The sequence below is a fragment of the Microbacterium awajiense genome (assembly GCF_039536545.1).
Classification (GTDB): Bacteria; Actinomycetota; Actinomycetes; order Actinomycetales; family Microbacteriaceae; genus Microbacterium; species Microbacterium awajiense.
In genome coordinates this window covers 1,520,748-1,534,351 of the sequence record NZ_BAAAYU010000005.1, presented here as the reverse complement: position 1 = coordinate 1,534,351, position 13,604 = coordinate 1,520,748, and the positions used below count along the sequence as shown (strand labels likewise).

The window sequence follows — 13,604 nt, the reverse complement described above, 5'->3', positions numbered from 1 at the left end:
CCTTCGGGTCGGTCAGAGTGCGTCGACCGCGGCGCGCTCGGCGGCGAGACCGGCGATGTATCGGTCGAGGTAGGCGGCGTAGCCGGCCACGGCTTCGGGGTCGGGGTCGGCGACGTCGACGGCGGCGCTCGCGAACACGGTGCCGTCGAGGTAGTCGCCGAGTGCGCGGCGGGGTGCGTGCGCGAGGTAGGCGGCCAGCACCGCGATCCCCCACGCACCACCCTCCGATGCGGTGTCGCCGACCGCGACGGGTGCATCGAGCGCCGCAGCGAGAAAGCGCTGCGCGACCCCCGCGGTGCGGAAGACCCCGCCGTGCGCGAACATGCGCTCGACCATCACGCCCTCGTCGGCGAGGACGCGCATCCCGATCGACAGCGTGCCGAACACGCCGTACACCTGTGCGCGCATGAACGATCCCAACGTCAGGGCGCTGTCGGGCGCGCGCACCACCATCGGCCGGCCCTCGTCGAGGCCGATGATCGGCTCGCCGGCCAGATGGTTGTAGACGACGACTCCCCCGGCATCCGCGGGACCCGAGAGCGCCTCGCCGAGCAGGGTCTCGAAGACGGCATCCTGCTCGAGCGGCGAGCCGGCTGCGGCGGCGAATCGCCCGAACATCGCGGCCCACGCGGCCAGCTCGCTCGCGCCGTTGTTGCAGTGCACCATCGCGACCGGGTCGCCTGACGGGGTCGTCACGACATCGAGCTCGTCATGCGCCGCTGCCGGCGGATGCTCGAGCACGACCATCGCGAAGACGCTTGTGCCGGCGCTCACGTTTCCCGTCCTCGGGGCGACGGCATTCGTGGCGACCATCCCCGTGCCCGCATCGCCCTCGGGCGGGCAGAACGGGATGCCGGGACGCAGGCTGCCGGTCGGATCGATCAGCAGCGCACCCCCCGCTGTCAGCGTGCCGGCGGATCGCCCCGCGACGAGCACCTCGGGCAGCAGGTCGCGCAGCGGCCGGGAGAGCGCGGTGCCGGAGACGAGGTCGTCGTAGGTGCGCAGCATCCGCTCGTCGTAGTCGCGCGCGGCGGGGTCGATCGGGAACATGCCCGACGCGTCGCCGACGCCGAGCACGCCGCGGCCGGTGAGCCGCTCGTGCACGTACCCCGCGAGGGTCGTGATCGACCGGATGCCGGGCACGTGCGCCTCGTCGTCGAGGACGGCCTGGTGCAGGTGGGCGATCGACCACCGCAGCGGGATGTTGACGCCGAAGAGCGTCGAGAGCTCTTCTGCGGCCCGGCCGGTGGTCGTGTTCCGCCACGTGCGGAAGGGGACGAGCAGGTCGCCCGCCTCGTCGAAGGCCAGGTAGCCGTGCATCATCGCGGAGATGCCGATCGCGCCGAACGTGTCCGGACGCACGCCGTGCCGCTCCTCGGCGTCGGCGACGAGGGCGCCGAACGCCGACTGCAGACCTGCCCACACGTCGTCGAGCGCGTAGGTCCACGTGCGGCCCTCGAAGCGGTTCTCCCAGTCGTGGCCGCCGACGGCGAGCACGGTCGCCGGGTCGTCGGCGTCGATCAGGCACGCCTTGATGCGGGTCGAGCCGAACTCGATGCCCAAGGCTGTGCGGCCCGATGAGATCGCCTCGGCGCCGGCGGCGCTCACGACGTGACCCCGTCGTCGCGACGGTCGTCGCCCGCCTGCCCGTACACGTTCTGGTAGCGGGCGTAGAGGGCGTCGATCTTCTCCTGCGGGATCGGGATCAGCGGTCCTGCTTCACGCGCGAGATGCACCGTGCGCGCGGCGTCTTCGCACATCACGGCCGCCTTGACCGCGTCGGCGGCCGTGACTCCGATCGTGAACGGGCCGTGATTCAGCATGAGCACAGCTCGCGAGCGATGCCCGCGCAGCGTATCGACGATTCCACGGCCGATGGAGTCATCGCCGATGATCGCGAAGGGGCCGATCGGGATCGGCCCGCCGAACTCGTCGGCCATGCCCGTGATGACGCACGGGATCTCCTCGCCACGCGCGGCCCACGCGACCGCAAAGGTGGAGTGCGTGTGGACGACGCCGCCGACGTCGGGCATGTGGCGGTAGACGTACGCATGCGCCGCGGTGTCGCTCGACGGGCTGCGCTCGCTGCCCGACGTGCCGGAGACGACGACGCCGTCGAGGTCGCACAGGATCATGTTCTCCGCGGTGAGGTCGTCGTAGCCCACACCGCTCGGCTTGATGACGAACAGATCGGCGCCGGGCACGCGACCCGACACGTTTCCGCCCGTCCACACGACCAGGCCGTAGCGGACGAGCTCGCCGTGGAGGCGAGCGACATCGACGCGCACCTGCATGATGGCCGCCTCGACATCGGGGCTGAACAGCGTCACGGGTCCTCCATCGGCGTCGTGCGAACGTCGCCGATGTTACCGGTAACACTCCCTGTGCGCCAGCGATGATGCGTTCCGGCCCGCTCCTTCGGCGGTCATGCCGGCGGAGACGCGGACGACGCGCGCACCACGAGCACGGGCGGTTTCACGGGCGAATACTGCGCGCCGATCATCTCGGCGACGACGCGGCGCGCCTCGCCGTCGAGATCGAGCCGTACCGTCGTCAGCGCGGGCCGGTAGTAGGCGGCATCCGGATTGTCGTCGAAGCCGGTGACGCTGACCACGCCCGGCACGTCGATGCCTCGTTCGCGCAAGCCCGCGATCAGACCCAACGCCATCTGGTCGTTGGCGACAGCGACCGCGGTCGGGCCGTTCGGCGCGACGATCGCATCGACCACCTCGGGTGCCAGCGCCGCCCCGGAGGCCGCCGACCAGTCGCCGACCCACGACGGACCGGGCGTCACTCCCGCGGACGCCATCGCCCCGTCCACACCCTCGTCGCGCGCGGCGGCTTCGAGCCAGTCGGAGGGGCCCGAGACGCGAGCGATGCGGCGATGGCCGAGACCGGCGAGATGGGCGACGGCCAGGGCGGCCGCACGCCGTTGCGCATCGGCGCCCGGACCTGCGTGCAGCGCCGCCACCGGAACGTCGGCATGCGTGCGGACGATCGTGGGCAGGGTGCCGGCATGCGGTGCCAGGACGACGATCCCGTCGACGCCCTGGTCGCGCAGGTGCGATGCCGCGGCGACGACCGATGCCTCATCGGCGGCCGCGGCGTAGGCCGTGGCGATCCATCGGCCCGCATCGCGAGCGGCGGCCTCGAGCGCGGCGATGCCGGCCGAGGGGCCGAAGAGGGTGGCGTCGGAGGCGAGGAGGCCGATCGTGCGGGTGGTCCGCGTGCCGAGAGCGCGCGCGGCATTGTTCACGCGGTAGCCGAGCGCGGCCATCGCGTCGAGCACGCGCCGCCGCGTCTCGGGCCGCAGGTTCGGGTGGTCGTTGATGACGCGCGACACCGTCTGAGTCGACACCCCTGCCGCCTGCGCGACCTGCCGCACGCCGACGCGGCCGGAACCGCGCGCGGAGGGAGTGCTCACGAGTGCACAGGCTAGCGCGCGACGCCGCCGGGCTCGGCACATGGCACGCTGGAGCCATGAGCAGCGAGCGCGTGACGCACACCCGCGACACGCGTCGGTCGGCGCTGCGATCGACACTGCTCACCGCCCTGTCGGGCGACCCCGACGGCGCACCGCCGTGGGTGCTGCGGCTCGAAGACGGCGACGACGCCGGGTACTTCGCCGAGGACGGACCGGCCTGGACGGTGCACGCCGGCATGGGCACGCTCGTCGCCGGCATCCGTGCCCTGCTGATGCAGGCGCTGCATCCCGGCGCCCTCGCCGGCGTGCACGACTGGTCGCGGTATCGCGAAGACCCGCTCGGACGCCTCGCCGGCACCGTGCGGTGGATCATCTGCGTCACCTACGGATCGACGGCCCAAGCCGGGGACGAGACGGCCCGCGTCGCGCGGCTGCACGAGCGGGTGGCGGGCACCTACACCGCCGGCGCGGGCGCCGAGCGTCGCTACTCCGCAGCGGACGCCGAGCTCGTCGAGTGGGTGCATCTCGCCTTCACGGACTCGTTCCTGACCTGCCACCGCCACTGGGGCGGGCCCATCCCCGGCGGCGACGACGCCTATGTCGCCGACTGGGCCACGGCGGGGCGCCTCATGCACGTCGCCGACCCGCCGCTGTCGGCGGATGATCTGACCGCGCGGCTCGACGGCTTCGCCGACCGCGGTGAGCTGCGCGGCGACGCCCGCGTCGCCGAGGTCGTGGGGTTCCTGCGGCGGCCGCCCTGGCCCGGCGTGATGGGCATCGCCTACCGCGGCCTGTTCGCCTCGGCCGTCGCGACCATCCCGACGCGCTACCGGCGGATGCTCGGCCTCCGGCGCCTGCCGCTGCCGGTGATCACGACGACGCGGCTGGTGCTCGCCGTCGCCGGGCGCGCCCTCAGTTCCGGCGGTCCGCGCGCCAACGACCGCGCCCGTGTGCGTGTGCGGCGTCTCGGCGTCTGAGCCGCACCATGCGAGGTCAGCCCAGGGTGTCGAGCACCTCGACCAGCAGCTCGTACGAGGTGAGCGGGCTGATGATCGCGAAGCGCAGCACCGGCTCGCCCGCGTGGGAGCTCGGCACCACGAACGCGAGCTGCTCGCGCAGGAGCCGATCGGACCACGCCTGATAGTCGGCCATCGTCCAGCCCTCGCGGCGGAACACCACGACCGACAGCTGCGGCTGCCGCACCAGCGACAGGCCGTCGCGGGCCTCGATCTCGTCGGCGATCCGGCGCGCCAGGTCGATGCCGTGCGCGATGGCGGCGCGGTACTGGTCGGTGCCGTGCGCCGCGAGCGAGAACCACAGCGGCAGGCCGCGTGCGCGGCGCGTCAGCTGCACCGCGAGGTCGGAGGGGTTCCAGTCGGGCGAGTCGGTCAGGGTGTCGAGGTACTCGGCCTTCTGCGTGTGGGCGAGGCGGGCGGCATCCGGGTCGCGATAGATCAGGGCGCACGCGTCGAAGGGCGCGAACAGCCACTTGTGCGGGTCGACGATGACCGAGTCGGCGCGCTCGACGCCCGCGAACGCGGGCCGCATGCTCTCGACGAGCATCGCCGCGAGCCCGTACGCCCCGTCGATGTGCAGCCAGACACCCCGCGCGGTCGCGGCGTCGGCGATCGAGGCGATGTCGTCGACGATGCCGAAGTTGGTGGTGCCGCCGGTCGCGACGACCGCGAACACCGCATCGCCGTGCTCGTCCAGCGCACGGGCGACGGCGTCGCCATGCAGACGGCCGTCCTCACCCGGTGTGGCCGGAGCGACGTCGACGTCCATGATCTCGGCGGCCGAGGCGATCGACGAGTGCGCCTCGGCGCTGCACACCACGATCCAGCGCCGCGGGTCGGGCAGGCCCTCGGCGCGGCGGCGACGGCGGGCGACGTCACGCGCGGTGACGAGCGCCGACAGGTTGCCGATCGTGCCGCCCTGCACGAACACACCGCCGCTGCCCGCAGGCAGACCGAACTCACCCGCGAGCCAGTGCAGCACCTCGTTCTCGGCGAAGACAGCGCCCGCCCCTTCGAGCCACGAGCCGCCGTAGATCGACGAGGCCGACACGACGAGGTCGAACGCGCTGGCCGCCTTGGTCGGCGCGGACGGGATGAACGACAGGTACCCGGGATGGTCGGTGGACAGGCACGTCGGGGCGAGCACATCCTCGAAGAGGGCGATCGCCCGGTCGGATCCCATGCCCTCGGCAGAGATCGATCCGGATGCCGTCTCAGCGAGCTCGATCATCGTCTGCGGCAGATCCAGCGGCACGTCTTCATAGATGACGCGCTTGCGTGCGTAATCGATGACGCCGTCGACGGTCGCGCGGGTCTGCGGCGTCAGCGCGTGCATTCCGGTGGGTGAATCTGACACGGATGCCTCCGAGGAACGGGGAACAGGGGCGCCCGAAGTCTACGGCCCCGGTCACAGCGCGAGGAGGCGTTCGATGTCGCCGAAGACCTCCAATCCGGCGCACTCGGCGATTCCCTCCAGCAGCACGCGTCCGTCGAGGTCGCGATGCCGCAAGCGCACGCGCGCGTCGAGGGTCTCTTCGACCCGCTGGTGCATGGCCGTGCGCAACGGGGCGTGCAGCAGACCGCCGCGCACACGCTCGGCATCGAGCTCGAGCGTCCCGTCAGGACCGCCGACGCTCCACCGCACGTGCGTGTCGGTGATCTCGAGACCGGTCTCGCGCGAGCGGTTGTACGTCGTCCACTTGTGCAGGCGACCGCCGTGCCGGAAGCCGATGATCGAGCCCCGGAAGCTGCCGCCCAGCCACGGGATGATCGCGACCGACGCGATCAGCGAGGCATCCGTCGCGTCGCCGGTCGTGGCGTCCACGTGGTTGCTCGCGAGCCACACATACCCCGACGGGAATGCACGGCCCCAATCCTTTTCGATGTAGCCGCGGCCGCCGTCGAACGAGACGTCGGATCCCTCGACGTCGAGGGTGCCGGACAACCCGTGCCCGAACGACACGATGCCGTGGAAGCACTCCATGAACGGCACCAGCCCGTACCAGCCCATGATCCCCGGCTCGCGCACCGTCACCGGCCAGGGTTCGAGCGCGGAGGTGAACTCGACCCGGCCCTGCAGCTGCGGCAGGTCGAGGTCGGCGCCGGACGCCGAGAACCGGTTGGGTCCGACGCGAACCTCGAACTCCCGATCGGATGCCTCGAACTCCGCCGCGTCGAACCGGTGGTACCACGATCGGCCGGTCAGCCCGTCGAGCACCTGCACGAACGCCTCATCGTCGGCGGTCTTCCCACGCTCGAGCCCCTGGAAGATGCCGGGGATCACCGCCCACCGCTGCGCGCGATCGGCCGAGACGAGCTTGACGTACCAGCCCTCGAAGAACCCGCGTGCGACCCCGTGGCCGTGGAAGGCCTCGGGATGCCGCACGCCGCGCAGCCACGCCGCCGGAGACCGCATGCGCGACCTAGGGCAACGGCTCGACGATGCCGAAGTTGGGATCGCCGGGGTCGAGCACCGAGAACAGGTCGGCCAGTGCCGAGAAGTCGCCCTCGACCTCGATGCCGTCGGTGGACGTGTCGCCGGCTGCGAGCTGCAGCAGCCGCTGCTTCGTGAGTCGGATCGTGAGATCGGCGCCGTCGGCCGGCTCTCGCTCGATGTAGGTGAGCACGCCGTTGCGCAGCCGCAGGCGGAAGCTGCGGCCGAGGTCGCTGATCGTGACGTCGGTGATCGAGGCGAGGTCCCACGCGCGCGGTGCGTCGATGGTGATGGCGAGGGCATCGAAGACCTGCTCCGGCGAGAGCTCGGCCAGGATCGTCGGCGCGTTGGTCGCGGTCGGCGTGCCGAAGTTGCCCTCGCGCAGCTCGTAGGCGCCGGACAGGAAGAAGTTGCGCCAGGTGCCGTTCTCGGCCTGGTAGCCCAACTGTTCCAGCGTGTCGGCGTACAGCTCGCGGGCGGCGGCGTGGTCGGTCTGGACGAAGATCGCGTGGTCGAGCAGCGTCGCCGCCCACCGGAAGTCCCCGGCGTCGAAGGCGGTCTGGGCGAGACCCACGACGGCGTCGATCCCACCCATCGCCGCGACGTACCGCTCTGCGAGCGCCGCCGGCGGATGCGGCCAGAGCCGCGCCGGGTTGCCGTCGAACCAGCCCATGTACCGCTGGTAGACGGCCTTGACGTTGTGGCTGAGCGAGCCGTAGTAGCCGCGTGCGCTCCACGTGTGCTCGAGCGCCGGAGGAAGCGTGATCTGCTCGGCGATCTCGGTGCCGGTGAGGCCCTTGTTGAGCAACCGCAGCGTCTGATCATGGATGTACGAGTAGAGGTCGCGTGTGTTCGACAGCAGCTCGACCACGCCGTCACCGCCCCAGGTCGGCCAGTGATGGGGCGAGAAGATGACGTCGCTGCGGTCGCCGTAGAGCTCGATGGCCTCGTTCAGGTAGTGCGACCAGATGCGGGGGTCGCGCACGACGGCACCACGCAGCGTGAGGATGTTGTGCATCGTGTGCGTCGCGTTCTCGGCGATGCACAGCGCGCGCCACGCCGGGAAGTAGAAGTGCATCTCGGAGGGCGCCTCGGTGCCGGGCGCCATCTGGAATTCGATCTCGACCCCGTCGATCGTGTGGCTCTCGCCCGTCGTCGTGATCGTGAGCGTCGGGACGAGGATGCCGGCGACACCGGTCGACGTCGTCTGCCCGAGCCCCGCGCCGACCTGCCCCTTCGGCCCGCGGGGCAGCTTGGCGCCGTACATGTACCCGGCGCGGCGGCCCATCGCGGTGCCCGCGTAGACGTTCTCCTCGATCGCGTGCTCGAGGAAGCCGTCGGGCGCGATGATCTGCACGGCACCCGAGTCGACGTCTGCCTGCGAGGTCACGCCGAGCACGCCGCCGAAGTGGTCGATGTGGCTGTGCGAGAAGATGACCGCCACGACCTTGCGGTCGCCGCGATGCGCGCGGTACAGCGCGAGCGCCGCGGCCGCGGTCTCCTCCGAGATGAGCGGGTCGATGACGATCACGCCGTTGTCGCTCTCGACGAAGGTGATGTTCGACAGGTCGAAGCCGCGCACCTGGTAGATGCCCTCGACGACCTCGTAGAGACCATGCTTCGACACGAGAGTCGACTGGCGCCACAGGCTGGGGTTGACGGTGTCGGGGGCGTCGCCGGTGACGAAGCCGTAGCCGGCGGCATCCCACACCACGTCGCCCGAGGCGTTGCGGATCGCGCCGTCGTCGAGGGTCGCGATGAAGCCTCGATCGGCGAGGTCGAAGTCTGTCGTGTCGTCGAACGGCAGCGCGTCGCGCACGGCGCTGTTGGATTCACGGACCGCAGCGGTCGCGTCTTTCGGGGGCATTGGTTACTCCTTGTCGAGGTCAGCCATCGAGGAAGTCGTCTGGTTCCACGTCGTCGAGGAACTTCTTGAACTCGTCGACGCTCTCCTCAGCATCGTCGGCGGTGGTGAACACATCGGGAACGCCGGCTTCCTCCATCACGGCGTCCGCGACCCAGATCGGCGCGCCCACGCGGGACGCGAGGGCGACGGCATCGGACGGACGCGCGTCGACGTGTCGATCACCCGACGACGTCGTGAGCCCGATCTCGGCGTAGAAGGTGCCGTCGTCGATCTTCGTGACCTCGACACGCTCGACCCCGGCTCCGAGCGTGTCCAGCATCGACCGCATCAGATCATGCGCGAGCGGGCGCGGCGCCGCGGCCCCTTCGATGGCGATGAGGATCGACGTGGCCTCCTGGGATCCGATCCAGATCGGAAGCAGCTTGCCCTTGCCCGGCAGTTCGTCCAGGGGTTTGAGCAGGATCACATGCTGCTGGGAGGCGTCGAGGGCGACGCCGGCGACCCGCACCTGGACCATGGCCGCCTCCCTTCGCATCGGGGGCTCCAGCCATCGTAGGACGGATGCCGCCGTGTGTGACCCGTGCTGCCGAGCGGCCTCACGCGGCGGGTACGGTCTCGCGCAGCACCATCGCCTCTTCGAGGGTCGGTGCGACCTGCTCGACCTGCGCATCGATGCCGCGGAGCGCGTCACGCACGCGATCGACGTCGACGCCGGCGACCCGCACCGCGCGGCCCGACAGCATCGTCGGCAGGCCCGCGTCGCCGAGCGCCGTGAACGCCTGCTGCCACTGCGGCGAGCGCACGAGGACGGCGGTGACCCCGGTCGTGAGGTCGGCGACCGAGCCCGCGCCGATGAGCCTCCCCTGCGACAGCAGCGCAAGGCGCGTACACTGCTCGGCCTCCTGCAGGTAGTGGGTCGTGACGAGAACGCCGCGCCCGGCATCGGCCTGCGCGTGGATGACGTCCCACAGCCGCGCCCGCGACAGCGGGTCGACCCCCGAGGTCGGCTCGTCGAGTACGAGCAGCTCGGGGTCGTGCCCGAGCGCGAGCGCGAACGCGAGCTGCCGCTGCCGGCCGAGCCCGATGGACTCGACCACGCGCTGCGACACCGCCGCCAGCGACGGCGGCAGCGCGATCTCGGGGGTGCCGTACACGCGCGAGAAGAACTCGACGTTCTGCGCGACACTGATCGTGCGGAACAGTCCGAGGCCCTGCGGCACATATCCGAGTCGTCGACCGGATGCCGCGTCCGGGGGCGCGCCGAACAGCCCGACCTGACCGTCGTCGGGACGATCGAGGCCGATGAGGGCGCGCAGGAACGTCGTCTTGCCCGCCCCGTTCGCGCCGATGAGGCCGACGACCTCACCGGCCCGCACGTCGAGGCTCACGGCGTCGACCGCGATGTGGGAGCCGAAGCGCCGGGTGACGTCACGCCCCTCGGCGACGACCGCGCCGGGTGCCGCGGACGCAGGTTCGTCGATGGTCGGGCTCGCGGCATCCTCGGCGCTCGCCCGCCGTGCCGCTCGCCGCGGATGGGCGGATGCCTCGTCGTCGGCCACTGCGCGCCGCGCGAGGGTGAGGGCGATGAGCGCATCCTCGAGGTCGGGCGACGCGATCGGATCGGCACCGTCGAGCGGCGTCCCCTCGGGAACCCACGTGTGGCGCTCGACGCCCCGGCGCCATGAGCGAGGCGGCACCGCGATGCCGGGACGAAGCATCCCGATCGCACCCGGAACTCCGGCGATGATCTCGTCGGGCCGGCCCGCGGCGATGACGGCACCGGCGTCGAGCGCGGTGACGGACGCCGCGCGCGCCGCCTCATCGAGGTAGGTCGTGGCCATGAGCACCGCGGTTTCGCCCGAAGCCGCCGCCGAGATGAGTCGCCACAGCTCCACACGGCTGACGGGGTCGACCCCGGTGCTGGGCTCGTCGAGCAGGATCAGCCGCGGCTCATGCAGGATCGCCAGGACGAAGCCGAGCTTCTGCCGCATGCCGCCCGACAGCGCGCGTCCAAGTCGCGTCCGGGCATCCGCGAGCCCCGCCCGCTGGAGCAGCTCGTCTCCGCGAGCGCGCACCGCCTTGGCGGACATGCCGTACGAACTGCCGACGAACTCGATGTTCTCGGACACGCTCAGATTGCCCCACACCCCTGACGTCGACGGCTGGTAGCCGATATCGGCCTGCGGCAGAGTGCGGATCGCTCCGGACACCGCACCGACCCGGCCCGCGAGCACGCGCAGCAGCGTCGACTTGCCCGCGCCGTCACCGCCGACCACGGCCGTCACCTCACCCGCCGGCACCGCGAGCGAGACGTCGTCGAGCGCGACCGTGTCGCCGAGTGCGACGCGGAGGCCGTCGACCCCGAGCCCGCTCACGAGCGCTTCCCGTGGGCACGCGCGGGCTTGCGCGGCCGCGCCGGCGAGAGGCTCGCGTGGAGGCGAACGACGGCGAGGCCGAAGATCACGACGGCCATGACGGCGAGGACGGTGAGCGGCAGCCAGAGGGAATCGAGCGGCGCCCCGCGCAGCATGACGCCCTGCGAGATCATCGTGAAGTAGGTCAGCGGCAGCAGGTAGCCGATCCACCGCACACCCGCCGCCATCGCGTCGAGCGGGAAGATCATGCCCGAGAGCAGGATCTGCGGCAGCAACGTCATCATCGCGAGCTGGATCGCCTGGCCGGACGTCTGCGACACGGATGAGATCAGCACGCCGATGCCGAGCACCGCGAACAGGAACAGCGCGGCGCCGAGGATGAAGACCCAGACGCTGCCGACGAACGGCACGTCGAAGAGCCAGATCCCCAGCAGCGCGATGAGCGCCATGTCGAAGGATGCCAGCAGGAAATACGGCATCACCTTGCCCAGGATCACCGAGCTGGCCTTCAGCGGCATGACCGCGAGCTGTTCGAGCGTGCCCGCCTCGCGCTCGCGCACCAGCCCGATGCTCGTGATGATCGTGCCGATGAAGGTGAGGATCAGGCCGATGATGGCGGGGATCATCACCCACGAGGTCTTGAGATCCGGGTTGAAGAGGATGTCGATCTCGAGCGGGGGCGCCTGGGGGTTCTGCCCCATCTGCTGCTGCACCTGGCTGAACAGCACCTGCGCCGACTGCGCGGCGAACAGGTTCGATCCGTCGAGATACACGGTGATCTGATCGGACTCGGCGTCGATCGCGACATCGGCCTTGCCGTCGCGCAGGATGTCCTCGGCATCGTCGGCGGTGGCGTCGGCGTCGATCGAGACGACGTTCAGGTGTTCGGCGAGGTCCTCGGTGTCCTCGATCTGCGTGTCGACGGTGTCGGCGTCGGCGCCCACGATGGCGACGTCGAACTCGTCGACGGTGAAGTTGGCCGCGTAGCCGAAGATGATCAGCAGCAGCAGGGGCATGACCACGAGCATCCCGAGCGTGCGGCGATCCCGTCGCAGTTCCTGGAACTCCTTGAAGAAGACAGCGCGCATGTCCGCATTATTCAACGAGCAGTGAATATCTGGCAAGCCCCGAGTGCAGCACGTAGGGTTTCGGCATGGCCGATCCCGCGCTCCCGGTGCCGCGTCGTCGCCGTCGCGGACGCCCGAGCGGAGGCGCCACGGACGCACGCGAGCGCATCCTCGATGCCGCCGTGGCCGAGTTCGAAGCGCACGGCTACGACGCGGCGACCATCCGGTCGATCGCCGCGCGCGCCGATGTCGACCCCGCGCTGGTGCACCACTACTTCGGCAGCAAGGCCGATCTGTTCACCGCCGTCATCGACGCCCCGATGCAGCCGGCGCGGTTCCTGCCCGAGATCCTCGACGGCGACCTCGATGGAGCTGGCGAGCGGCTCGTGCGCTTCCTGCTCGATCTGTGGGAGCAGCCGGATTTCCGCCGCCGGGGCATCGCGGTGATGCGCGCGATGATGGGCAGCAAGCGCACCGCGAACATCCTGGTCGGGTTCGTGTCGCGCGAGATCCTGCGCCGCATCACCACGCGACTCGGCGGCGGCGACGACGCACGCCGCCGCGCGGGCCTGGTGGCCAGTCAGATCGTCGGCCTCATCGTCACGCGCTACGTGATCGAGCTGCCGCCGATCGCCGAGGCGACGCCCGACGAGGTCGTCGCCGCCGTCGGTCCGACGCTGCAGCGCTACCTGACCGGCGACCTCGAGGGGTGAGCGAACCGGTCGATCGGCTAGCACCCCGGCAGGTGGGAATCAATCCCCGTACGGATCCCCACGCCCCGAATTAACGTGATGCCACCGCCCCCCGAAGGAGAAGCGATGGCCACCAAGACGAAGCCCGCGTCCGCATCGACGAAGACCGCACCGAACCGCCGGCGTCCCGCGAAGGGCGGCGCCGGCGCACGGCTCACCGACGAGCAGAACGCCGAGAGCGGGTTCCGCGCGTCCACGACGCTGAGCGAGAGCCTCCAGCGCGTTCTGGTCGACCTCATCGAACTGTCCCTGCAGGGCAAGCAGGCCCACTGGAACGTCGTCGGATCGAACTTCCGCGACACGCATCGCCAGCTGGACGAGATCATCGACGCCGCGCGCGAACTCGGCGATGTCGTCGCCGAGCGTATGCGCGCGCTCCACGCTCTGCCCGACGGCCGCAGCGATGTCGTCGCGCAGACCACCACCTTGCCCGAGTTCCCGCAGGGCGAGATCGACACGTCCGAGGTCGTCGACCTCGTCACCGAGCGCCTCGAGGCCGTGGTGGCGACGTGCCGCGATGTGCACGACGGCGTCGACGAGGAGGACCCGACGAGCGCGGACATCCTGCACGGCGTCCTCGAGAAGCTCGAGCAGTTCGCATGGATGGTCAGTGCCGAGAACCGCACGCCGTCGGGTCGGCGTTGAGTACGGCGCTGCGGGAAGCCCCCC

12 protein-coding genes are annotated in these 13,604 nt (G+C 70.9%); 3 read left to right on the top strand and 9 right to left on the bottom strand.

Annotation, left to right across the window (positions count from 1 at the left end; translation table 11 throughout):
- Positions 1 to 12: 12 nt before the first annotated feature.
- The 3 genes from ABD663_RS13750 to ABD663_RS13740 form a co-directional block, all read right to left on the bottom strand.
- Positions 13 to 1,608, bottom strand: a complete 1,596-nt coding sequence (locus ABD663_RS13750; RefSeq protein WP_344739477.1) for a xylulokinase — start codon at positions 1,606 to 1,608, stop codon at positions 13 to 15.
- On the bottom strand, positions 1,605 to 2,330 hold the full coding sequence (locus ABD663_RS13745) for an L-ribulose-5-phosphate 4-epimerase (RefSeq protein ID WP_344739474.1): 726 nt from the start codon (positions 2,328 to 2,330) through the stop codon (positions 1,605 to 1,607). The genes ABD663_RS13750 and ABD663_RS13745 overlap by 4 nt, the downstream gene beginning before the upstream one ends.
- 95 nt (positions 2,331 to 2,425) lie before the next feature.
- Positions 2,426 to 3,424, bottom strand: a complete 999-nt coding sequence (locus tag ABD663_RS13740) for a LacI family DNA-binding transcriptional regulator (RefSeq protein ID WP_344739472.1) — start codon at positions 3,422 to 3,424, stop codon at positions 2,426 to 2,428.
- A gap of 56 nt (positions 3,425 to 3,480) precedes the next feature.
- Between ABD663_RS13740 and ABD663_RS13735 the strand changes: the two genes are divergently transcribed.
- Positions 3,481 to 4,401, top strand: a complete 921-nt coding sequence (locus ABD663_RS13735) for an oxygenase MpaB family protein (RefSeq protein WP_344739470.1) — start codon at positions 3,481 to 3,483, stop codon at positions 4,399 to 4,401.
- A 16-nt stretch (positions 4,402 to 4,417) separates the two neighbouring features.
- Here the strand turns inward: ABD663_RS13735 and ABD663_RS13730 are convergent, their stop codons facing one another.
- The 6 genes from ABD663_RS13730 to ABD663_RS13705 form a co-directional block, all read right to left on the bottom strand.
- Positions 4,418 to 5,776: a pyridoxal phosphate-dependent decarboxylase family protein gene (locus tag ABD663_RS13730; RefSeq protein ID WP_344740248.1), complete on the bottom strand. Its 1,359-nt coding sequence runs from the start codon at positions 5,774 to 5,776 to the stop codon at positions 4,418 to 4,420.
- 72 nt (positions 5,777 to 5,848) lie between these two features.
- On the bottom strand, positions 5,849 to 6,856 hold the full coding sequence (locus ABD663_RS13725) for a tocopherol cyclase family protein (protein ID WP_344739468.1): 1,008 nt from the start codon (positions 6,854 to 6,856) through the stop codon (positions 5,849 to 5,851).
- Between the two features lie 7 nt (positions 6,857 to 6,863).
- Positions 6,864 to 8,741, bottom strand: coding sequence for an alkyl/aryl-sulfatase (locus ABD663_RS13720; RefSeq protein ID WP_344739466.1), 1,878 nt, complete (start codon positions 8,739 to 8,741; stop codon positions 6,864 to 6,866).
- A gap of 19 nt (positions 8,742 to 8,760) precedes the next feature.
- The gene (locus ABD663_RS13715) at positions 8,761 to 9,258 is read right to left on the bottom strand and encodes a bifunctional nuclease family protein (RefSeq protein ID WP_344739464.1); all 498 of its coding nucleotides are present in this window, start codon (positions 9,256 to 9,258) and stop codon (positions 8,761 to 8,763) included.
- A 79-nt stretch (positions 9,259 to 9,337) separates the two neighbouring features.
- Positions 9,338 to 11,116: an ATP-binding cassette domain-containing protein gene (locus ABD663_RS13710; protein WP_344739462.1), complete on the bottom strand. Its 1,779-nt coding sequence runs from the start codon at positions 11,114 to 11,116 to the stop codon at positions 9,338 to 9,340.
- Positions 11,113 to 12,204: an ABC transporter permease gene (locus ABD663_RS13705; protein ID WP_344739460.1), complete on the bottom strand. Its 1,092-nt coding sequence runs from the start codon at positions 12,202 to 12,204 to the stop codon at positions 11,113 to 11,115. The genes ABD663_RS13710 and ABD663_RS13705 overlap by 4 nt, the downstream gene beginning before the upstream one ends.
- A 65-nt stretch (positions 12,205 to 12,269) precedes the next feature.
- On the opposite strand from ABD663_RS13705, the gene ABD663_RS13700 reads away from it, so the two are divergent.
- Together ABD663_RS13700 and ABD663_RS13695 are read left to right on the top strand one after the other, a co-directional pair.
- A complete protein-coding gene (locus tag ABD663_RS13700; RefSeq protein WP_344739457.1) occupies positions 12,270 to 12,896 on the top strand; it encodes a TetR/AcrR family transcriptional regulator in 627 nt (208 codons plus the stop codon).
- 105 nt (positions 12,897 to 13,001) lie between these two features.
- On the top strand, positions 13,002 to 13,580 hold the full coding sequence (locus tag ABD663_RS13695; RefSeq protein ID WP_344739455.1) for a Dps family protein: 579 nt from the start codon (positions 13,002 to 13,004) through the stop codon (positions 13,578 to 13,580).
- Positions 13,581 to 13,604 lie beyond the last annotated feature (24 nt).

Excerpts from the sequence above, each read along its gene's own strand:
- ABD663_RS13700 (WP_344739457.1), top strand. The coding sequence starts at position 12,270 with ATGGCCGATCCCGCGCTCCCGGTGCCGCGTCGTCGCCGTCGCGGACGC.
- ABD663_RS13695 (WP_344739455.1), top strand. The coding sequence starts at position 13,002 with ATGGCCACCAAGACGAAGCCCGCGTCCGCATCGACGAAGACCGCACCG.
- ABD663_RS13725 (WP_344739468.1), bottom strand. The coding sequence starts at position 6,856 with ATGCGGTCTCCGGCGGCGTGGCTGCGCGGCGTGCGGCATCCCGAGGCC.
- ABD663_RS13705 (WP_344739460.1), bottom strand. The coding sequence starts at position 12,204 with ATGCGCGCTGTCTTCTTCAAGGAGTTCCAGGAACTGCGACGGGATCGC.
- ABD663_RS13730 (WP_344740248.1), bottom strand. The coding sequence starts at position 5,776 with ATGCACGCGCTGACGCCGCAGACCCGCGCGACCGTCGACGGCGTCATC.
- ABD663_RS13715 (WP_344739464.1), bottom strand. The coding sequence starts at position 9,258 with ATGGTCCAGGTGCGGGTCGCCGGCGTCGCCCTCGACGCCTCCCAGCAG.
- ABD663_RS13735 (WP_344739470.1), top strand. The coding sequence starts at position 3,481 with ATGAGCAGCGAGCGCGTGACGCACACCCGCGACACGCGTCGGTCGGCG.
- ABD663_RS13720 (WP_344739466.1), bottom strand. The coding sequence starts at position 8,741 with ATGCCCCCGAAAGACGCGACCGCTGCGGTCCGTGAATCCAACAGCGCC.